The sequence below is a fragment of the Streptomyces sp. NPDC088812 genome (genome assembly GCF_044750285.1).
GTDB lineage: Bacteria > Actinomycetota > Actinomycetes > Streptomycetales > Streptomycetaceae > Streptomyces.
In genome coordinates, this window is sequence record NZ_JBIVJP010000019.1 from 107962 (window position 1) to 128804 (window position 20843).

14 protein-coding genes are annotated in these 20843 nt (G+C 67.3%); 6 read left to right on the top strand and 8 right to left on the bottom strand.

Annotated elements, in window-relative coordinates; translation table 11 throughout:
- Positions 1-42: 42 nt before the first annotated feature.
- The 6 genes from ACIP67_RS29805 to ACIP67_RS29830 all read right to left on the bottom strand — a co-directional run bounded on the left by ACIP67_RS29805 (position 43) and on the right by ACIP67_RS29830 (position 9944).
- Positions 43-3216, bottom strand: coding sequence for a hypothetical protein (locus tag ACIP67_RS29805; protein ID WP_401695978.1), 3174 nt, complete (start codon positions 3214-3216; stop codon positions 43-45).
- 65 nt (positions 3217-3281) lie between these two features.
- Positions 3282-3515: a hypothetical protein gene (locus ACIP67_RS29810; protein WP_401695979.1), complete on the bottom strand. Its 234-nt coding sequence runs from the start codon at positions 3513-3515 to the stop codon at positions 3282-3284.
- A gap of 7 nt (positions 3516-3522) precedes the next feature.
- Entirely contained in the window at positions 3523-5364 is a 1842-nt protein-coding gene (locus tag ACIP67_RS29815; RefSeq protein ID WP_401695980.1) for a phage/plasmid primase, P4 family, read from the bottom strand.
- Between the two features lie 1307 nt (positions 5365-6671).
- The gene (locus ACIP67_RS29820; RefSeq protein ID WP_401695982.1) at positions 6672-7085 is read right to left on the bottom strand and encodes a hypothetical protein; all 414 of its coding nucleotides are present in this window, start codon (positions 7083-7085) and stop codon (positions 6672-6674) included.
- 181 nt (positions 7086-7266) lie between these two features.
- Positions 7267-8070 (bottom strand): lysostaphin resistance A-like protein, encoded by an 804-nt coding sequence (locus ACIP67_RS29825; protein ID WP_401695983.1) that lies wholly within the window; start codon positions 8068-8070, stop codon positions 7267-7269.
- 20 nt (positions 8071-8090) lie between these two features.
- A complete protein-coding gene (locus ACIP67_RS29830; RefSeq protein WP_401695985.1) occupies positions 8091-9944 on the bottom strand; it encodes a DHH family phosphoesterase in 1854 nt (617 codons plus the stop codon).
- Between the two features lie 208 nt (positions 9945-10152).
- Between ACIP67_RS29830 and ACIP67_RS29835 the strand changes: the two genes are divergently transcribed.
- Entirely contained in the window at positions 10153-10488 is a 336-nt protein-coding gene (locus ACIP67_RS29835; protein ID WP_401695986.1) for an Lsr2 family protein, read from the top strand.
- Positions 10489-10576: 88 nt separating this feature from the next.
- Here the strand turns inward: ACIP67_RS29835 and ACIP67_RS29840 are convergent, their stop codons facing one another.
- Positions 10577-11071 (bottom strand): SLOG family protein, encoded by a 495-nt coding sequence (locus ACIP67_RS29840; protein ID WP_401695987.1) that lies wholly within the window; start codon positions 11069-11071, stop codon positions 10577-10579.
- A 111-nt stretch (positions 11072-11182) separates the two neighbouring features.
- Positions 11183-11488, bottom strand: a complete 306-nt coding sequence (locus ACIP67_RS29845; RefSeq protein ID WP_401695988.1) for a hypothetical protein — start codon at positions 11486-11488, stop codon at positions 11183-11185.
- 2063 nt (positions 11489-13551) lie between these two features.
- Here ACIP67_RS29845 and ACIP67_RS29850 point away from each other — a divergent pair.
- The 5 genes from ACIP67_RS29850 to ACIP67_RS29870 are packed head-to-tail and all read left to right on the top strand — an operon-like array spanning position 13552 to position 20698.
- Complete coding sequence (locus ACIP67_RS29850) at positions 13552-14016, top strand: hypothetical protein (RefSeq protein WP_401695989.1); 465 nt, start codon at positions 13552-13554, stop codon at positions 14014-14016.
- 58 nt (positions 14017-14074) lie between these two features.
- Entirely contained in the window at positions 14075-15373 is a 1299-nt protein-coding gene (locus tag ACIP67_RS29855; RefSeq protein WP_401695990.1) for a hypothetical protein, read from the top strand.
- Positions 15373-15744: a hypothetical protein gene (locus ACIP67_RS29860; RefSeq protein ID WP_401695991.1), complete on the top strand. Its 372-nt coding sequence runs from the start codon at positions 15373-15375 to the stop codon at positions 15742-15744. Before ACIP67_RS29855 ends, ACIP67_RS29860 begins: the two co-directional genes overlap by 1 nt.
- Positions 15741-16499 (top strand): N-6 DNA methylase, encoded by a 759-nt coding sequence (locus ACIP67_RS29865; protein WP_401695992.1) that lies wholly within the window; start codon positions 15741-15743, stop codon positions 16497-16499. The genes ACIP67_RS29860 and ACIP67_RS29865 overlap by 4 nt, the downstream gene beginning before the upstream one ends.
- On the top strand, positions 16496-20698 hold the full coding sequence (locus ACIP67_RS29870; protein WP_401695993.1) for a hypothetical protein: 4203 nt from the start codon (positions 16496-16498) through the stop codon (positions 20696-20698). Before ACIP67_RS29865 ends, ACIP67_RS29870 begins: the two co-directional genes overlap by 4 nt.
- The last annotated feature ends 145 nt before the right edge of the window (positions 20699-20843 follow it).

Consider the following 20843-nt stretch of genomic DNA (forward strand, 5'->3'; position numbering starts at 1 on the left):
CGGCCCGGCACCCTGCGGTCCGATGGTGGGGCGGGGAGCTGGTCAGGCGGCGTTCTTCCAGTTCTTGGTGAACGTCTCGTCGAGCATCCGGGTGTAGATGTCGAGGTCGAGCGCCCCGATGAGCTGCTCGATCCGGGCGGCCGGCAGCGTGCGGAGGTCGTCGTTGACGACGATCACCGACCAGTGCGGGGCGATGCCGTTAATCCGGCGGATCACGACGTCCTGGTCATCGGGCAGCAGCGTGAGGCCGTCGGAGGTGCTGGCCTCGCTGCGGTTCTTCGCCCATCCGTGGTGGCGCAGGATCTCCAGCGCGATCGGGTCACGTCGCACCCCGGCGCTGCCGGACTCGCGCCGCTTGCTCTGGCTGGCCGGGTTCACCTTCCATGCGCCGGCGTTGTGCAGGCTCACGGCACCATCGGTGCCGTCGTGGACGATGAAGACCCGGTTGACCATCTGCAGGGCCCGCGGGTTCACCAGCTGTGCATCGGCGTCCTCGTTGTCGTCCCGGTCGGGCCCGGCGCTGACCGGGTCGGCGGCGAACGGGTAGGTGATCGATCCACGCGAGGCGGCGAGGACGTTCTGGAACAGCAGCAGCGTCCGCACGGGATCGGCCGGGTCGATCGCCTCCTCGATCATCTTCCGGCCCAGCACGGGATCGAACGGCTCGGCGAGAGCCTCCTCTCCCCGGTTGGCGACAGTCTGCAGGTAGCGGGCCAGGGCGAAGTCGATCACGGCCGGGTGGGCCAGCGACTTCGTCGGGGTAGGACCCGCGTGGCAGGCCAGCGTCCCGCCGGAGGCGGTGATGATCGGGCTGTCGGCGACGCTCCGGTCCTCACTGGGCGACTCCAGCTCGAGCCGGTTGTTCGAGTCCTTGCTAATGAGGAACATCAGCTCCGGTTCGATGTCGATGCCGATGGCGGCCTGCTGCTCGGCGAGTACCCGGTTGTTGGTGGTCTCGTCGAAGCCGTTCTCGCCGCCGACGACGGAGTAGAGGCCGTCGGTGTTCGTCGAGATGATCCGCGCGCCGGCCAGCGTCTGGGCCTGCCCGATCCGCCAGCTGAACAGCTGGCCGATGATCCGCATCGAGATGGTGCGGTTGTTCATCCTGATCGGGGTCCGGTGCGCGGCGTCAGCAGCGCCAGAGGCCGAGTTGAGGATCAGCTTCGTGCCGTTGCGCAAGGTCGTGAGGCGGGCCTTCTCCTCGGCGGAGATCCCCGGCTTCTTCATCTCGAAGCCCAGGCGCTCCTTCTCGAAGAAGATCGTCGTGTAGCGGTCCTCGCCCAGTTCGGGATTGTAAAACGCCCTCATGTTGCGCAGCAGGTTCGGGTAGTAGCTCGTGAAGTCCTCGTGGACGACGAGGCCTGCCGAGGTCCGTGCGAACCTCGGGTGCAGCTTGGTGGACTTGTCGGCCTTCGCAGTGAACAGCGCGGGTGCCTTCTTCGCCGGCTCATCGCGATAGACGGCCTTGATCGCCGAGGTGACGGCCAGGACGACCTTGCCGTCGAGCACGGTCCCGTCGGCCAGGCGCACGTGCATCGCCTCGGTGTCCGGGCGCTGAGTGTCCAGCAGCTGGGCCGGATCCGGCACTTGGGCCTGTGCACGCGCGAGCTGCTCGGCCTGGTCCGGGTCGTCCTTCTTCGGCTTGCGGTACTTCACCTTTTTCGGGTCCGAGCCCAGCAGCACGAGCCGCTTGTCGACGGTCGTGCCGTCGGGCAGCGCGAGCAGGTTGTGCTGGCGTTTGGCCTCGGCGACGAAGTCCTTCGCGTCCGGGTAGAAGAGCTTGGCGAGGCCGATCATGGCTGCCTGTTCTCGGTGCTCGAAGGAGTCTGCGTCGAAGACTGTCATGTCTGCCTCGGCTCCGTGGATGCCGCCTGTGCTGAATGTGGCGAAGCACGACGACGGGGAGGCGTCACGGTGGAAGTAGGGCACGTTGTTCGGTGTCTTCGGCAGTTCGCGCAAGGACTTGGCCGGGAGGTCGAACAGGTCGCGGTACTCCTCGGAGTCGTTGAAGTTCTGTCCCTCGATCGAGCGGTAGTAGTTGACGACCTGCATGAACTGGCGGTGCGCCTTCGCCTGTGCCGGCGTCGTGGCTGGGTCCTTGGCAGGGTCGGGGGCCACGTTCTCCTCGAAGAAGCGCACGCACTCGTCGAGTACGTTGACCTGGGAGATGCCCTGCTCCTCGGCCACCTCCTTGGCCGGATAGAGGAACGACACGGCCTCGATGTCGTTCAGCGAGGTGTACGGCGCAAGGATGCGGCCGACGAACTTCGCCGAGGACGAGTCGATGGTCAGGCGGTCCCGGCGCACCGAGCCGTTCTTGGCGTAGACGGTCTCGGAGTACTTCGCCAGCAGGCCGGCCTTGAGGTCGAAGTTGCTGGCGTAGGCCGGGTGCTGGAAGAGCTGGGCCAGGCCCAGGCAGTCGGAGACGTTGTAGGCCAGCAGCTCGTAGAGATCCTCGATCGCGGCGATCGAGGTGTCGTGGCTGAGTTTTTCGGACTCCTTGATCTGGCGGCCGAGCATCCCGAGCAGGCGCTTGAGGCTCACCTTGGTCTGCAGTTCGTTGAGACGGGCGACGTCCAGGTGCCGGCCCGAGTGCATCATGGCGCGGCGGATCTTGGCGGCCGGGCCGTCCCAGCCGAGGTAGCCGGGCATGTACTCGACGTGCTCGTTGAACAGCTTGTCGTTGTGCTCGCGCATCTCGCGCGCGGTGGTCGGCTGGACAAGACGGCCGGAGTGCGGAGCCGGGAAAGTCTCCATCAGGTACAGCGCGAGCATGGTCGTGTCGTAGTTCAGCGAGTTGTACCCGGCCAGGAACGGGTGCTTCAGCGGGTCGTACTCGGGATCCGTGTCGCAGACCGGGCGCAGGCTCGCCGGATAGGACGAGACCTCGCTGCGGTCGTTGACCTGGTCGGCGTTCGAGAGGCCCATCAGCTCGGCGAGGCGGAGGTTGCCCCGCTCGCCGCGCAGGTTCCACAGCTGGACGCTCACCGCGGGCAGGCCCGGGTTGGAGCGCACCACGGCTTCATAGAGCGCCTGCGGGTCCACCGCGTCGGAGAGCTGCTGGTCGTCGGCGAGGAAGAAGATCTCCAGGTCGTCGACGGCTCTGCCGGGCCGCGGGGTGTAGGCGCACAGAGTGAAGACGTCCGGCAACGACTCGATGTCGTAGAAGGTGAAGCGCGCCTTCGAGGCCGTGACGGGTGTTCGCTGTGTGGTCATGATGGGATCTCTTTTCGTCGGTCCGACCATCACGGCCGGCGTCTGGGCAGAAGGCGCGCCTGGCCTCAGGAGGAGTCGAGAGGACAGCGCCGGCGCGGGGTATCCATGCGCCGGGACGCCTCACTCATGAGCCGGGTCTTCTCCACGGGGTCTGCCGTGATCTGCGAGCGGACGATGAGGTTGGTGATCCGCTGCTCGCGCGCGACGTCGGACATCGCCGTGATCAGGCGGCCCTGGCCGCGGGCGAGTTCGAGTACGGCCTGAGTGAGTTCGCCGAGTGCGCCAGCAGTTTTAGCCATGGGTGCATCAGTCCTGTTCGCCAGCGGAGTCGTCGGTCGGAGTGGATGCGCCCATGTGCCGGAGCAGTCCGCGGTAGTTGGCCTGCAGCATCGGCTGGGATTTCTTCTTCGGGTCGCTGCCGGTGTAGCTCGGGTGCATCCACTTCTTCAGCTCGTACTCGGCGATGAGCACCTCGGGGTTGCTCATCATCTGGCCGGGCCGGATCTTGCGGTTCTTGTCCGGGCAGTGCCACAGGGCATCCGGCCGGACGATCGCCACGAGGTCCGTGATGAACTGCTTGTTGCTCACCGGGGAGCCCGACGGCGAGACGTCGGCGAACCAGGCCTTGTACAGGTCGTAGAGGAACGTGAACGGTGCCAGGTCCCAGACCAGCCGCCCGCGGAACTCTTCCCAGAAGGCGCGAACAGGGTCGTTGGCCTCCTTGTACTCGGCCAGGACCGCCTTGGTGGCCACCGGCTCTGAGAGCTGGTAGTAGTCACCCGGAGATGACGCGCCGGCGCGGTTGACCGCGTACCAGAAGACGTATTCCAGGACCTCGTGGCGCTGGAGGTAGTCGTCCTTGATGTACTTCTTCTCGGCTCCGGTGAAGCTCTTGGTGAAGGGCACGAAGAGCTGCCGGCGGTAGAACGACTCGGACTTGTCCTTCACGCGCGGGAACTCGTTCAGGCACTGGACCATGAAGCCGAAGAACTGGTAGGCGATCGGCATCCGGTACTTGCGGTTGATCTGGATGACGTCGTTGGTCACGATCGCCTTCAGATTGGCCGCCTTGTCGATGAAGGTGCCGACATCGTTCTCGTCGACGATGATCGCGTTGGCGCGCACCAGCGGTTCGAGCGCGAAGTCCTTGCCGAAGTCCGAGAGCGGGATCGAGGTATGCGCGCCGCTGCCAACGAGGTTGCGCATGAGCGCGCAGAGCGTGCCCTTACCGTTGTTGCCCTGCTCCGAGTAGAACCAGGCGGTCTTGCCCCAGCGCACGTGCGGCCGGATGATCGCGCCGATGATCTCCCAGATCAGGTCGGCGAGGCCCTCGTCACCGGGCTGGTCGAAGAGCTCCTCAATCCAGGCGACGACTTCCCAGTCTCCGTCCTCAGGGTGCGTGATGACCTGCTGCGGGGCCTCGTCCACGTAGTCGACGTCGTTCTTGGTCAGCAGCACGATGGCGGGGTCGAAGGGGTGGACCTGCTTGGGCTCGAAGTGGAAGTCCTTGCCGAAGATCGTGACGTCCAGCGGCTCGGTGCCGTAGAAGACGATGCCGTTGCGCGCGGCGATGAAGTCGCGGTTCGTGCTCTGGTGCCGGCGCGGGCTGTCCTCGCGCAGAACGGCCAGGACCTCGGCGAACTCCTTGAGGGTCAGCTGGGTGTTGTACATGCGCGCCGTGGTGCGGATGTCGTCCTCGCTGGTGGTGTACGTCCCGCGCGCGCGACCCGTGGCCTGGTACATCGCCAGCAGGTCGTACTCGCGATCGGTGTCCTTGGCGTTGGGCGCGATGCGGATGACGTGGTGCAGACGCAGGAGGATCTGCGCGACCTGCCAGTACGTCAGATATCTCGGCAGGGGGTACTTCTCGGCGGCCACGGCCGCCTTGAAGTTCTCGGCCTTGATGACGCCGCCCACGATCGCCAGCAGTTCCTTCTCCAGCACGCGAGGCGTCGGAGGATCGGTCGGGTCGATCTGGTCGAGGTAGGCGGCCGTGACGTAGGTGACGATCTCGTTCTGCGGAGCCATGTCGTCGCGGTTCGAGAAATACCCCATGACGCCGACCAGGACGTCGGCGACGGGGTTGGTGCGCGGTCCGGCGCTGGAACCGGCGGCAGGTACGGATGTGGGGGCATCAGGAGGCGTCATGCTGCTGCTTTCTCGATCGTGATCGAGTTCCTGCCGGCGATGCGTGGGAAGCCGATTGGACTCGTAATCGAATGGAACGCGATCTTGACCCTACGTCATCCAAGTAGCCTTTCGCAACGATTGACCAACCAGTCAACAAGAGGGTCAACTGAGGTCATGGATCGTGGCCAACAGAGGACCGAAAGGGCCACCAACAGGGACTGCAGAGGGCGCACAGCCGCCAAGGCCATACCACACGCGTCGCGAGCCTGGATGAGATGCGAGAAGCCAGTGGCTCCGTGGGGCATGCACCCGACGGAGCCACTGGCTTCTCGTGCTCGACCACGCACCCGCGGGCGGCGTGAGCCGCCCGGCCCATGGTCGAGGTTCGGAGGAGTTCTTCTGACCGGCCGAGCCCGCCGCCACCAGAGCATCAGCTGGACGCCCTCCAGGAGGGTCCCGAGGGTCACATACCGCCTAGGGGTATGTGAGACGTGTACCACTTGACGTGGTACACCTGTTTCCCCAGGTCAGAGCAGGAATTTCGGGAGTTCAAGAGCAGGGTGTACCACGTGGCATTTTCTACGTGGTACAGGTGCTTGCCCAGTTCAGGCGAGGTTTACATACCCCCTGTACCACTTGTACCAGGAAATAGGGACTAGATACACGCGCAGGGGGATAAGAGAGCAGACTGGCGAGCTGTGGCTGGAGCTGTCTGGATTGCTCCCGAACGCGCCCCCTATGTAAACGGTCAAAAAGACGTGGTACTCGTGGTACATGGGCGGGAAACGCTGGCTGACCAGGCAAAACGTCGTACCACGTCGGCGCGCCCACGTGGTACACCCGATGCAGGGAAGAGCCTCACGGTACAGCTGTTTGCCCAGGTCAGTCGGTGTTTTCAGGGGTGTACCACGTCTCGTGGTACAGCTGGCAGCTCGAGGCCCCCTGGCGACCAAGTCGAGACGGACTTCCGCGCCGAGCCGCCGTGCGGCTCCCAGGCGGCGCGGCCGAACCCCAGCGGGACTGGAAGCCGCATGGAACATCCTCGGCGTCCTGAGGCTCACAGAAGGCTCCTGACGGGTCCTCCGGACGCGACTCAGAACTCTGTCCGAGTCGTTCATCCATGAGACTCCACTGGAAGCGAGAGGGCAATGGACTGACATTCGCTGCCCATTGCGAGTGATCCACGATAGCTGCTATCGTTGACGCCAGGTGATCGATGTTGCACTGGAACGTGAAAACAGAGAGGCCGGAGAGCATCCCCGTGGGAAGGGAGCTCTCCGGCCTCTCTGCATGTGCTGATGAGCGCGAGGCCTGGATGGTGCGAATCACCCAGGGGTGACCGTGCTCCAGCCTCGCTGGTGTCCCGCATTGGGGGACTCGGGACTGCGGCTACCGGATCGCTCGTCTGCTTCGACGACGTAGAGGATCTCGTAGGAAATCGTGGTGTTGAGGTTGAGCCGGTTCTTGCTCTGGCTCTTCTTCATCGTGATCTTGCGGAAGCCGCGAACGGCCTCAGCGCGATCGAAGAACCGGCACAGCCTCACGTTCACGCGCTCACGGGCCTGTTCGGCCGTGACGCCCATGTCGGAGACGACGAAGACGTGCGTGTGACCGCGGTCGAAGGTGGGCTTCTCACCAGTGTCGAGGTCCAGACGGATCTTCGCACGGCTGATGTCGAGCGCGTCGGGACGGACGAGCTGTCCTCGTGAGTCGTACGTGCAGGTGCTGACGATAGCCATGATGAGATCCTCTCCTCTCCTGATGAGTATGACTGAATAGTTACTTTCAGTCATACCCCCGGTGACCGGATCACCCCGGTCACCACGAGCATGCCCTCCGCACGAGGGACCGGCGGCTGAAAGGCCGCCAGGTCCCGCACGGAGGGCACCATCGTTTTTCAGAAGAGGCTGAGTACCTCGATCACTGCATCGCGGACTCGCCTCCCGCGCCCTGGACTGCGCCCGGCGCAGTCCCGCCTGCGATCCGCCGGTAGAACCCCGAGGCACAACCGGTGAAGGCCAGGCACAGGAACACCGCGGAGACGGGGTTCGCCAGAGCACCCATCGCCTGTGCTGGGACAAGGGCGGCAGCGAGGTTGAAGCCCAGGTGCAGGAGCACGCAGGGCCACAGCGCGCGCGTGCGTTCGTAGACCAGAGCCAGGAGCACCGCCAGCGGCAGGGTCGAGGCGAACTGCACGGCGTTGCCGTGCACCAGGCCGAACACCACGGCGGTGACGAGCGTTGAGACAAGGATGCTCACCCGCTTGCGCAGCAACGGGTAGATCAGCCCTCGGAACAGGAACTCCTCCCCGGCGGGAGCCGCGACCAGGGTGAGCAGCAGGGTCGCCAGGGCTCCAGCCGCGTGCCTGGTCTGGTTCGAGGCGTCGAAGCCGGTGGACCCGGCCGTGACGTAGATCCACAAGGCTGGCGACTGGCCGGCGAGGAAGGCCAGGACCGCGCAACCGAGGACGGTCCACCCGAAGCGTGGGATCTCCGGCCTCGGCCGCGGGGCCGGCGCATGCGCGAGCCACCGGGGCCGCTGGATCCTCACCGAACCGACCAGGACGACAACAAGCATGCCCAGGACGGCGGTCGCGACGATCGGCTCTCCGATGAGGAGGACTGCGAAGGTGCCGAGGCCGAGGTAGACCGCGACGGCGGCGAACGGTACGAGGACGCACCACCCGATGCTGAGCAGACGCGAGGTGATCGGTGACGTCGCCAAGGTCTCCTCCTCTACGGGTCTCAAGCAGCCGTGGTGATCTGCTCGTTGATGACGGCCTGGACGCGGGTGTCGCCGCGGAAGGTGTTCAGCTGCAGCGTCGCCGTGAAGCGCAGCGTCCCGAGCTCGGTGCGGCTGGCGCGCTGCACGAAGCCCCGGAGCACGTCGAACTTCTCCTCGGCGACGTTCCACCACAGGCAGGACAGGCCGGACCGGGTGACCAGGCGCAGGTGCTGCGATTCGGATCCGATCCGGTCCACACGCAGTCCCAGGGGCTCGATCGCGATCTCGACGACCGGCACGGTGAAACCGTGCCCGAAGGGCTTGAGCCCCTCGGTCCGGCGCACCAGCTCGAACAGCGGCTGCAGATCCTCGAGGCCGGCGTCGCAGTCGGCGTCCGGGCCGAGTACCAGATCACCGCTCGGTCCGTCGGTGCTGACGGCGAGCAGGGCGACCTGGGTGGCTTCCTGCAGCACGGCGACGAGGTCGCCCAGCTTCTCGGCCTTCGCGACGCGGACGCCGCATGCCTGCTGGTGCCCGATGGCGCTGAGACCGTCGTGCGGCTCCAGGCTGGTGATGATGTCGAACCACCCCGGCGCGCGACCGGAGCCGCTGACGAAATCGTCGGGGCCGGCGGGCCGGTTGACGACGACGACCGGGTGGCCGTTGAGCTCCATCATCCGGTTGGCCAGCAGCCCGTACATGCCCGGGTAGGCGTCCGAGAAGTACACCCACGGGGCCAAGGGCTGGTCCCCGGCGGTGAGTTCTTCCATGTGTTCGATGACCAGCTGCTTGCGCAGCTCGTTGCTCCCGATCACCTGGTGGGCGGCCTTGAGCTTGACGTCAGCACCGGCGGCCGTGAACACCGCGAAGCACGGCTCAAGCGAGGCTCCCGTGCGGCGCGGGCTGTTCATCGCCGGGGCGAGGTAGAAGCCGAAGAAGCCCTCGTCGAGGTCGTCGACGTCTCGGATCTTGCCGATCTGCGCGAAGGCCTTGAGCACGATCGCGAAGCCCTCGAAGGCCCGGAGGAAGACCGGGTGGTGCGGCTCGGTGCGCAGCAGCTGCATCAGAGTCGACTGCTCGACGTCGATGGCATCGGGGTCAGCGTCGAACCCACCCCAGGGGTTGGGGATCGTCTTCGGCGCGGCGACGCGCAGCAGGCGGGCAATCGAGATCGCATCGCGCACCAGCTGGCGGTTCTCGTACAGCACGGGCATGACGTCGGAGACGGTGCCCAGGCCGGCGAACAGGCGCAGCAGGTGGATCTCCCAGAGCTTCTCGGGCCGGTGCACGCGGGTGTAGGCCTTGATCACCTGGTAGAGCACGTGGGCACCGCAGATCTCGGTGTGGGCGTAGGTTTCGTCGATCCGGCACGGGTCGACGGTGATGTCCGCGGTCGAGCCCGGCGCGAGCTCCTCGTGGTGATCGGTCACCAGCGTCGTCCAGCCCAGGGCACGCGCGGCGGCGATACCGCGGTGGGAGTTCACTCCCCCGTCGCAGGTGAGCAGGACCCGGGTGTCGGGCCACTTTGCGTGGATCTCGGCGATGTCCTCGGGCGCGATCTCGTGGCCGCGGCGGTAGTCGGGCAGGTGCAGCTCGACGTCGAAGCCGAGCTCGGACAGGCCGGCGTAGCCGAGGACGCCGGAGGAGATGCCGTCCATGTCGAAGTCGGGGGCGATGGCGATCTTCTTGCCCGTGGTCCGGGCGTCATGAAGGGCCTCGACCATCTCGGCCAGGTCCAGGAGCTCGTCGTGCTCGGTGGACTCGATCTCCTTCAGGTACTGATCCGACCACCCCCTGCGCTGGCACAGCAGCTCGAAGAGATCGGTGTCCCCGCCGGTGAACGAATGGTCGTCGACGGTGTGGAGCATGGACATGGCAGGGGCCTCTCGATCGGGGTTGTTGGTCGGTGGAGAGCGGGGTATCTGACCCCCTGATGTGGCTGCGATTTTAGCAGTGATATTCTCTCCCCCTGCGCATTTAGCAGTTACTTCCGAGTCTTATTCGGGTCCCAAATGACACACTTATCTCGAATGCCTGCGACAGACTTTCCAAGGTCCTTGCGCATCAGCTACTCTCGCCGGCATGGCCATTCGAAGCATTATCGAGTCAGATCTCAGTGGTAAGCCGGATGCGGCTACCGTGACCTTTGGCCTGGGTGACACCTGGTACGAAGTCGACCTCACCGCTGAGGAGCAGAAAGACCTTGAGGATGCGCTGAAGTCGTATCTGAAGGTCAGCCGGAAAGCTGGGAAGACGGCACCCAAGAAGCGAGTCGTGCCCGAGACGACTGCCGAGGAGCGCGACAAGATCCGTGAGTGGGCCAAGAAGGAGGGCTATGAGTTCGCGGAACGGGGGCGTATCCCGAAGACGGTCATGAAGGCCTATGACGAGGCGCACGACATCGATCGGAGCAAGTAGCGCTGAGCCTGGTGTTCGCCTCCCGGCCGACTCCTCCCGTCCGTCCTCGAAGGGCCCTGCAGTGTGCTGCAGGGCCCTTCGTGCGTCTTCAGAACGGCGGGAGCGACGGATGGAGCACGGTGGCCGTCTCGATCCTCGCGGCTCGCGCGCGAGCCCTGCAGTGGATCGTGCCGTGCGAGAAGTGCCCCGGCGTATGCGGCATGAGCTGCTCCTGGTCTCGCTGCGGGCATCCGGGCTTCCGGCAGAGGTCGAGGAAGGCCGTGCACAGCACCTGAGCCTCGGCATCGCGGAAGACCTGGGCGGCGTCGACCATCTCCTGGTTGCGCTGGAAGCCTGCCCGCTTCCCATGAGCCGACCAGGCGGCGGGGAAGGTGCGGATCTCGAAGCCGGCGGCCCGCCACAGGCGCTCGGCCATGGCGTCGGCACCCTCGGGGCAATGCCCCGAGATGAGTACCGGCCGGGTGACGTTCTCCGCTCCCCAGTCGCGCCAGGCGTCGTTGAACGCCGAGCGCATACTCTGCTCGTCGTTCCAGCTGCGGGAACCGGTGACGAGGACGACATGCGAGAACGATTCTGGAATCATTTCAGCAATCATTCGAGCCTCCTCTCCTTGTGACGCGGCGGTCTCCACAGCTGGAGTCGAGAGCTGTGGCCACGATGTCTGGACAGGCGTGGCGGCCTGCATGTCGCTGGCTCATACCGGCCGGCTGGTACTGGGCTCGATGACGGCCAGGTCCTTCTCCCGGTGGAGCTCGACGCGGATCTGATCGTCGTCACACATCGGCATGAGGTGGACGGTGTACATCCCGTCATCGCTGCGGGAGACGTGCACGGTGACGACCGTGCCGTTCTCGCCGTTGGTGAAGTCGACGTTGCCGATGTCCCCGGCTTCGCCGGAGTGCATCACCTCGGCGACGGCTTCGCTGATCGGTTGCCACAACTTCGGCTCGCAGCGGGCTCCGGTGTCGTAGGGCGAGATTTCGGGCTGGGACTGCGTCATAGTGGCGCCTCTTCGTGGACTCGGGTGCGGGTGGCGACCATCGAGTGCGGACCCCGGTGGGGGCCGTGTGATCTCGATGTTCGACCCAGCCCCCGTGCCAGCTTTGCTGGCTGACGACCCGGAAGATCTCGCTGGCGTGATCTGCTCCCGGACGGATCGCGTGGCGAGCCGTCGCACGGGTCGTCACTTCTCGCCTGAGCCAGGCGCGCAGCGCCAGGCGATCCACCACTGCTGCACCCTTCACTGCTGTCCATATCTGTGGACAACTGCAGCGGGGCAGTGGCGGGGCTTCCTCTCAAGCGCAGCGCTGGGCATAGCCGGAGGGAGCGCCAGCGACCGACGGACCGGCGAGCGAAGCGAGCGGTGGAACCCGTCGGCTATGCCGACTAACACGTCCTCAGAGCGCAGCGGAGAGGCCGAGCGAAGCGAGGGTCCGCAGGACACGTGTTATCAGGTTCCCTTATGCCCTTTTTGCTTCCTTGTCGTCGTCCTCGCTGTTCCACGGTTGGAGCGTTAGCGGAAGCCTGGAACATCAGGGGAAACGGTCCGTACCCTCTTGACCCGTACCCCTCCCCCTTTTCCGCGCAGCGGGGGTACGGGTCTGGCTGTTTCGCCTGGTCATCGCACCTTTTGGGTGTACTGCTGTTTCGACGTCCGTGATACGGCCGTACCCTCATGCTGATCCGTCCTCGTGAGGCACGAGCGAGGCGGGGGTACGGGTCTGTTCCTGACGGGGCGCAGCCCCGGTTCATCGCCCTGCTGCCGCAGGCGGCACAGCCTTCGCCGCGCAGCGGATCCGTCCTCTCGCGACACCGTCGCTTCGGCTGTGGACAACGCCCTGCTCCACCGCTCACTGCGGCGGCGCAGCCGGCCTCGCCCCGTCGCGTTGTGCTGGCTGCACCGACGTGGATTCGCCTCGCTCCGGTGCTGCCGCGGCAGCGTGCCAGCACTTTATGCACCGCGTCCGAGGCGGGCGTTCTGCACTGTGTCGACGACGCACGTTCCGGCCCCGGGCTGTGCTCCGTCTCGCGCTTGCGCGGTGAGCCCGGGGTGGTTCTTCGTGGACGCATCAGAAGAAGAGAGGCCCGGCTGCTGCGGCCAGCTGCCCATCGGGCACAGCGAGCAGCTCCAGCGTCATCGGGCCGTTGTCGTCTTCCTCCAGGGGCTGCTTCCGCAGCATTCCTCGCACGTTCGCTGTGTGCGGGTGCCTACTCCGCCTTCGCTCCTTCTCCCTCTGCTCTCCTCTGCGCGACCATGACGGCCCGATGACATCCCCGTACCGACCGTCGCACCAGCGCTGCGCCATCACCGTGCCGACGGCTCGCCGGCGGCTGCGCTGACTCGCTCCGCCGGCGCTTCGCGGCTGTCTCACCGTGCTCGCCGGCGGGCTCTGCCGAGGGGCACAGCCAGGCTTCCCGGCGCCATGAAACAGCGGTGAAACACCGTCCTTCTCGTGTCTCAGAGGTGACCCATCGGGACACGTACGAGATGCGAGTGGGACACACATAGGACGCCGACCGACGCCGGGATACCTCTTGGTTTTCTGCGCACGTCCTCACAGTGTCTCGCGCGCGCCCCGACAGTGCCGCACTGGCGTCGCACACAGAGCCTTCGGAGGACTCACCTGCGCAGGGATGCCGGGTGGCGTCTCTCAGGAGACACGACCGGGACGCCAATGGAGCCTCATCCGTACTCCAATGCAGCTCCTCGGGATCAGTGCTGTGACCGCGGGTGTCTCGCAGGTGTCCCGCGTGAGCACTTGCCGCGTCGCAGGTGGGGCGCAAAGGTGCACGGTGCCGGCGGCCTGCGTGCGGTCACCCCTGGTGGAGGCACGGGGTGTCTCACAAGTGCCCCTGCCGGTACTCGATAGGGACTCATATAGCGTCTCTCTTGCGTACAGAATGGGACTTGCATAGGACTCAATAGGGGCACTAGAGTGAGCTCGCGTTGATTCGCATTCGAGAGGAAACGCGAAGGGTGGTGAGTCCATATGGCAGAGCGAGAGGCATCCGGCGAACGACCGGATGAAGCGCAGGTACGAGTGGCGGGGCGAGGTGAGTGCAATGGCGAATCAGCCGGGTGAACCTCGTAAGGTCCGCTGGACCGTGCCCGCTGCCGACACCTCGGTGATCGAGTGGCTCGATCAGCAGGAGAACATCTCGCAGTCGCTGCGACTGCTCATTCGGGAGTCCATTCAGCGCGACGGATACATCGACGTCTTCTACAAGCCCGTCGATCAGCTGCCGCGTCGCGGCCGGCCGCCGCTGGAGATCACCGAGCAGCGCGAGGACGACGAGGCGGTCATCGAGCGCCGCCCGGCCGCCAGGCCGGTTCAGCCGCAGCCCGTGGTCACCGACCAGGCCGACGCCGTCGTCGAGAAGACAGCACCAGCGCCGGTAACCCAGCCCGAGCCAGTTCCCGCACCGGTTGAGACGGCCGAGGAGCCCGCGGCAAACGCCCCCAGCCCAGCGTCGGAACCGCCGAAGCAGGCATCCATCGACGAAATCATGGCGAGCACTCGGCGCTGAGTAACGCGGTGAATTTCATTTTCCAGGCAGACAACACAGACACCGAGGGATCGAATTCATGAGCGCCAACAGCAACGACCTCATCACTCTCACCGGCGGCATCGACGTCGGCAACGGCTATGTCAAGGGCGTCATCCAGAACACGAAGCAGGGCACTTTCGACGAGATCGATCTGCCCAGCGCGGTCGTCTCGACTTCCCGCACCTCGCCGAAGGTGCCGCTCCCCGACGCGGATGCGGCCTCCGTGCTGGCCGGCGATTTCTACAACCAGATCGACTGCTCGCTCACCACTCCCCTGGTGGCGGCCAGCGACCGCCGCATCTTCGGCCGCGCGGCGCTGTCCGTGCGCGGTTCGAAGTTCACCGAGTTCGAGGTGCTGGGCAAGCACTCCAAGGCCGATCAGGAGCTGAGCAAGGTTCTGGTCCTTGGTGTCTTCGCCGCGAAGGCCCTGCGCGACTACGTCCGCGAGAACGGCGCGCTGCCCGATCACGAGCTGCGCGTGCAGGTGCGCGCCGGTCTGGCGTTGCCGATCTCCGAGTTCGTCGCGCGCCGCCACGCCTACGCCGCCGAGTTCATCGGCCTGCTGGGCAGCGCGGATCCGACGGTGCACCTGGTGACGATCAAGAACTTCAGTACTCCCGTCTCGGTGCGTCTGCAGTTCGTCGACGTCCAGGTGATGGCCGAGGGTGCCTCCGCACAGTTCGCCATCACCGACAAGGGCGAGCCGCTCGCACAGGCCCTGCTCGATGATCTGCGCGCCCGTGACGCGTCCATCGTGGACGGTGTCTCTGCCTCCGATCTGGTGGCGGTGCAGAACACCATCGGCGTCGACGTCGGCGAGGGCACCGTGAACTTCCCGGTCTTCACCGACGGCCGGTTCAACCCCGAGGCGGCCGACACCCTCGACGAGGGCTACGGCACCGCGCTGATGAACGCCATGGAGCGCATGAGCGAGTCGGACGCCACGCTGCAGTTCTCCTCGCGCAAGCAGCTGGCCGACTTCCTCCACGCGGAGCCGTCGGTGCTGGTGAAGAACCGTCACCAGCGCGCCGCCGGCTTCGTCGAGGACGAGGCCAGCTACCTGGTCGACGAGATCGTCTCCTCCTTCGGTGACGTCCTCTCCCAGGCCGGCGCGACGACCGAGGTCGTCTACGTCTACGGCGGCGGCTCGGGCCCGATCAAGCACCTGCTGCACCCGGCGCTGCTGAAGGCCGCGGGCGACGTGCCCGTGCTCTACCTCGACTCCAGCTACTCGCGGCACCTGAACCGCGAAGGCCTGTACATCGCGGCTCGCCACGTCGAGCAGCAGGCCCTCGCCGCCAAGCCCGCGGGCAAGCCCAGTAGGGAGGTGGTGTGATGAGCGAGGCACTGGATGCCGTCGCAAAGGCCGAGGTTGAAGAGATCAGCAGCCGCATCGAGTTGTCGGACGAGATCGTGCTCGTGTTCATCCGCGATGGGGTCAAGGACGCGTACTGCCGGTCCGAGTCGCTGCGCCTGGGCGGGATGGTCTACCTCGATGCGACGGGTGCGTCGACCTGGGACGAGGCGATCCACCAGTCGTTCGAGCGTTGTTACGCCCTGCTGCGCGAGCACGGGGACGCTGCGTCTCCGCTGGTTCTGCATCACGAGCAGGCCCGGCGGAAGCTGCTCGGGTCGGATGAGGAGCTTCCGGGCTCCGCCGCGGTCCTCACGGTCGGCTCGAAGAACACCATCGAGCCGAGCGTATGAGCGGCTACCGCGAGATCGTGAAGCTGCTGGCGGCGAACACCGGCGCGAAGCGGATGAGCGAAGTCTTCGACAACTTCGTCGAGATGGCGGCGCTGGCTCTGCGCAACGCCGTGGACGTCCGCGGGAGCGAGTCCTGGGAAGCGCGCGAAGGGCAGTACCTCCAGATCGCCGGCCGCTACAGCAGAACAGAGCTGGACCGCTTCGCGCACGCCCTGGCGCTGGTGACCACGGAGATGGAGCGCGAGCCCTGCGACGTACTCGGCCGCCTCTACATGGAGTTGGAGCTCGGCAACGAGCGGCTCGGCCAGTACTACACGCCCTACGACATCGCCCAGCTGATGGCCGAGATGCAGATCGACTCGGTGGTCGAGCAGGTGCAGAGGGACGGCTTCGCCAATGTGTATGAACCCAGCTGCGGCGCGGGCGCGTTCATGGTTGCTCTGTCGCAGGCGATGCTCGAGCACGGCCTGAACCCACAGACGCAGCTGCATGTGACGGCAGAGGACATAGCACCGCAGGCCATGCACATGATCTACGTCCATCTGACGCTGCTGCACATCCCCGCGGTGGTGCGCCGTCGCAACGTCCTCACGCTGGAGACCTTCGAGTCGTGGCCCGCTCTCGCTCATGTCCTGGGCGGTTGGGGCCGGAAGCTCAGGCTGGCCCGGGCGGTCAATGGATCACGGCGGCTGATCATCGTGTCACCTCAGGAGACCACCGAAAAACCGGCTGCTGCTCTGGAGGTGCAGCGATGACGATCACGCAGGAACGAACTGATCTCACTGACGTCGAGAGCGACGACGTTCCGGCCTGGCGCGGGTCGGCGGTCTCCGCGCCGATCATCGGGCACGCCCACGGCACGGCCGACGGCCGGAAACTCATTCGGCACTGTGCGCGCGAGGTGGCCGCCCTGCCCGCCGAGCAGGAGACGGCCGAGGCGGCGCGCGTCGCGGAGTGCGAGCGGATCGCTTCCCTGTCGGGGCGTGAGCTGGAGGAGCAGCGGGAGCAGGCGGCCGTCATGATCGCCGAGGCCGCCGGCGCCCCCGGCGCGTCCGGTGAACTGGCGCGGCGTACGGCGGCGGCGGAGCTGGCGGCGGCTGAGGCGGCCGTGTCCCGCTACACCGACGGCGACGCCGGGCAGCCGGAGGCGGCGGCCGGTGACGACGTCGCCGCCGCCCAACTCTCGGCCGTGCTGGAAGAGGGCGAGTCGATCGCGGCCGTGTCGTTCCTGGACGGGCGGGAGCCCGCCGCCGGTTGGGTGCTGACGACGGCGGCCGGGCACGCGTTCCGGATCCGGCCCGTCACCCACTGCCGTCCGGAAGAGGGCCATTGGGAGGCCGGACACGACGCGGACGGCTCGTACTGGTGGGCCGCCAACATCGAGTGCCGCCCCCTTGCCAACGTGCTCGCAAGGATCCGTGAGGACTCTGCCACCCGTACCCGGTTCGCCGCCCTGTGGGCGAAGTACGGGCAGTACACGTCGCAGGCTCCGGCGTTCGCGTGCGCGCCGGAGCGTGTGGAGCTTGAGCGCGGAGTGTTCCTGGTCCGCCGTTTCGGTGCCGTGGGCCTGGTCGCCGAGTGCCGTTGGGGGTTCGAGCACCTGACCGCGGCCGACGGCCGCCAGGGCCGCACGGGTGAGGACTGGGCGCGCAAGGGGCCCGACAACCGGCGGTACGTCGCCGAGTGGAAGGTGTGGAGTCTCGCCCTGGAAGGCGTGGCGAACTCCCGTCTCCGCGTGATCTCCGTGTGTGCCGACGACGACACGGCGGCCGACCCTGACGCGTACTGTGCGATGTCCGCGCCCTACGTCGGCAAGTGCAGCGCGAAGCGCTCTGGTGCCCGCTACTGGGTGTCTGTGGTCACCGATCAGGGCTGTGAACTCGGCCGGTTCGTCGCCTGTGCCCGCTGCCTGGCCGGCCGGATCCTGGACGACGCCCTTGGGGGTGGCCGGTTCTCCGGGCGGGAAGTGGTCGGCCTCGCCCACGACTTGGCCAAGGGCGACCCCAAGACCTGCGCCCTGCACTGGCGGCAGTGGGGCGATCGTGCGGCCGAACTGTGCGGGCAACTGCTCACTGAGGCTCTGGAGAACGGCGAGCGGGCGCCGTGGCCGTTCAAGGCGCTGGCCGATGCGCTCATGGCCCAGGGCGCGGCCGACGGCGACGACCGTGCGAAGCGGGAAGCCCGCGCGGCTGTGCGCGAGCGGGGCGGCGACAAGAAGGCGCAGGACGGGGCCGCCGCCCTGGCCGCCGACATGCGCGCCGACCGTGCCGCCCTGGTCGCCTCGGTCCGGGCGAGCAGGGCCGCGTTCTCCGCCCGGCTCGATGCAGAGTCCGCCGCCAAGGACGCGGAGCGCTCCGCCGAGGCCGGAGACCTCCAGGCCGCCGAGGAATACGCGGCGCGTGCGTCCGACCACGCGTCGGCAGCCATCGAAGCCGCCACCGTGGCGGACGCCGCCGGGTACGGTCCGGCCGCCGCCGACGCCGCCGAAGAGGCGGAGCGGGCGAACGAGGCCGCCCGTAAGGCTGTCGCTACCCTCGCCGAACTCGCCGGCTCGGGGGTGGCGGACAGCGACGCGCCCCTGGATGCGGGTGCCCCCGCCCGGCTGGCTCTGCCTGCAGGGGGGCAGGTGGCGGCGCCGTACGACGCGGCCCGCACCATGGCCGCTCTCGGCTGGTCCGCTGCCTTCGTGGCGACGGTCCGCCTCGCGGCAGCCGGTGGCCTGAAGGCCGACGGTTCCGGGTTCCGCGCGGTGGACGCGGACGGCCGCACGGGTCGGCGGGTCAAGGGTGAGCGGGTGCGGCTGCTCGCCCGCTGCGGATACCTCGCGCGTCACTCCTCGGGCCTGGTCGTGGCGACGGAGGACGGACACGAGGCGCTCAGGCTCGCCGAGGCTGCCGGGCCGGGCGTGCTGCGCGATGAGGCCGACGTCATGGCGTCCGTTCGCAAGACCCGCCGCGCCCGCCAGTGGGACAGCCACGCCGGGCAGGACGCGCACGCCTTGCCGGTGCTCCCCGGGGGCGGTGAGGAACGCCGCCGCCTGGCCGTCGCCCGCAAGGGCGCGGAGCGGGCGGCCGTCGAGGCGGAGAAGACGCGCAAGCGCACCGAGGCGCTGATGCGGCGGGCGCGGATCCGGGACCGCCGGGAGGCCCGCCGTGAGGCGGCCCGGGAGGCCGAGCGCACCGCGCCGCGCCGGTGCTGCCGGGGGGTGTGGCCGCTGGACTGGCGGTGCGGGGAGTGCCGGGAACTTGCAGCGCGGGGCATCGAGGACTTCCCCGCCCTCCCGGCAGGCAGCACGAACACACAGCAGAACAGCAGCGACACAGAAAGGCTCGGGGGCATGGCGGGTAAGCGGCGGATCACGGTGAAGCGGATCACTGACGGCCTGTGGCACGCGACCACGCGCGGCAAGGTGTACACGGTGGTTCATGAGGATCGCGAGGTGTGGCCGTGGGTGATCGTCGCCCCGAACGGCGACCGGATCGGCAGCCCGTCCGTGATCGACGGCGAGTTCGTCGTTGAAGACGTCCGGGACATCGTCCGCAGGCACGCCGACGGTGAGCCGGTGACCGCCCCGATCGCTACCTCCACCCCCGAGCCGGCGGCGACCGACGACGGTAACGACCCCGAGCCGATGGCCGTTGGTGAGGCGTACACCGGTGAGGCGTTCGCCCGAGCCGCCGCGTTCGACCTGGCGCAGACCCGTTGGGGTGTCGAGTGCACCCGGCACGCCCCCGTGACGGTGTGGGTGGACAAGTTCGGCGACGGAACCGAGTACGAGCGCGCGGCCATGCAGTTCGACAACCGGGCCGACGCCGAGCACGCCGCCCAGCTGCACGCCGACGACCACGCGCGCCGTGACGAGGGCGTGGTCACACCGGCCGAGATCGAGCAGGCCGCCGCCCTGAGCTTCTCCCGCGACCAGTGGCGGACGCTGGGCTGGATCCGTGAGGGCAAGGTCCAGGAGACGCGCGGGGGATTCAAGGCGTACGACGTCAGCCCGGACCGTGCCGACGTGTCGGCCCGTATCAAGCGGGACCGTGTCCCGGCGCTGTGGTCGGCCGGGTACGTGAAGGTGTTCGCCGAGGCGCCTGGCGTGCGCGCCTTCCGACTCACGGAGGACGGGGAGCGGGCTTACCGCCTGTGGTCCCGGGTGATGAAGGCCGAGGCCGTCACCGAGCCGGAGACCGACACCGCCCACGACGACGTGAAGGGGCAGCAGTACCGGCTGCTGTCCGCTCGTCAGTACTGGCCGGGGGAAACCCCGGTGGACGAGGAGGCCGAGAAGGCCGAGAAAGCGGCGGCCGAGGAGAAGGCAGCCCGCCTCGATGAGGAGTCCAAGCGGCTCCCGGCGGAAGCGGTCGCTCTGATCTCCCAGGCCGAGAAGTCCGGCCGGTGGACGTCGCGCACCCTGGTCCACCCTGCGAGTGCGGCCGTGGTGCAAGTCCACGACGTGAACGAGGAGCGCGGCCGGGTCGTGCGGATGCTGTGGAAGTGGACGCCGGACGGCTGGGAGTTCTCCACGGGCGGCACGCTCGACGGAAAGGGGGACCGAACCGAACTCAAGGCGATGTCAGAGGCCCGCGCGTGGGTATTCGACGCTGTGATGTTCGCGGGCGACGATGTCACCCCCGAGGAGGACGACGACCAGGCCGACGGCGGCGAACCCCTTCGGGCCTCCCGCGAGTTCATACCCACCGCAACCCCGGGCACCGATGCCGAGATCATCGAGATTGCCGCCGCTGGTCTGCTGTGGCAGCGCGACGGCGACAAGTTCGCGCACGCCGGACGCATGGTCAGCCCCGCGCGGGTGCTGCCGCTGATCGAGGCCGGGACGCTGTACCGCTCCGCTGATGGGCGCGTATACCCCGTCAAGGACAACCAGGTCGAAGAGGCCGAGCGCCCCGACAGGGCCGCCCAGGTCGAGGACCATGCGGAGGAGAAGGTAGAGAACTGAGCATGGAAATCAGCAAGCTCACATCCGCGGCCGTTGAAGCCCTCCAGCACCGTGAATCCACCGGCAAGGCCGTCACCTCCGTCATGGTCGAACCGACCAGGGACGACTCGGGCTGGATCAGCTACGAAGACACCGCCCTCGTCAC

What these genes read in the sequence shown, in the direction of transcription:
- ACIP67_RS29845 (WP_401695988.1), bottom strand. Translation starts at nt 11,488, where the DNA reads ATGACGCAGTCCCAGCCCGAAATCTCGCCCTACGACACCGGAGCCCGC.
- ACIP67_RS29820 (WP_401695982.1), bottom strand. Translation starts at nt 7,085, where the DNA reads ATGGCTATCGTCAGCACCTGCACGTACGACTCACGAGGACAGCTCGTC.
- ACIP67_RS29830 (WP_401695985.1), bottom strand. Translation starts at nt 9,944, where the DNA reads ATGTCCATGCTCCACACCGTCGACGACCATTCGTTCACCGGCGGGGAC.
- ACIP67_RS29855 (WP_401695990.1), top strand. Translation starts at nt 14,075, where the DNA reads ATGAGCGCCAACAGCAACGACCTCATCACTCTCACCGGCGGCATCGAC.
- ACIP67_RS29810 (WP_401695979.1), bottom strand. Translation starts at nt 3,515, where the DNA reads ATGGCTAAAACTGCTGGCGCACTCGGCGAACTCACTCAGGCCGTACTC.
- ACIP67_RS29860 (WP_401695991.1), top strand. Translation starts at nt 15,373, where the DNA reads ATGAGCGAGGCACTGGATGCCGTCGCAAAGGCCGAGGTTGAAGAGATC.
- ACIP67_RS29870 (WP_401695993.1), top strand. Translation starts at nt 16,496, where the DNA reads ATGACGATCACGCAGGAACGAACTGATCTCACTGACGTCGAGAGCGAC.
- ACIP67_RS29815 (WP_401695980.1), bottom strand. Translation starts at nt 5,364, where the DNA reads ATGACGCCTCCTGATGCCCCCACATCCGTACCTGCCGCCGGTTCCAGC.
- ACIP67_RS29835 (WP_401695986.1), top strand. Translation starts at nt 10,153, where the DNA reads ATGGCCATTCGAAGCATTATCGAGTCAGATCTCAGTGGTAAGCCGGAT.
- ACIP67_RS29840 (WP_401695987.1), bottom strand. Translation starts at nt 11,071, where the DNA reads ATGATTCCAGAATCGTTCTCGCATGTCGTCCTCGTCACCGGTTCCCGC.
- ACIP67_RS29865 (WP_401695992.1), top strand. Translation starts at nt 15,741, where the DNA reads ATGAGCGGCTACCGCGAGATCGTGAAGCTGCTGGCGGCGAACACCGGC.
- ACIP67_RS29850 (WP_401695989.1), top strand. Translation starts at nt 13,552, where the DNA reads ATGGCGAATCAGCCGGGTGAACCTCGTAAGGTCCGCTGGACCGTGCCC.
- ACIP67_RS29805 (WP_401695978.1), bottom strand. Translation starts at nt 3,216, where the DNA reads ATGACCACACAGCGAACACCCGTCACGGCCTCGAAGGCGCGCTTCACC.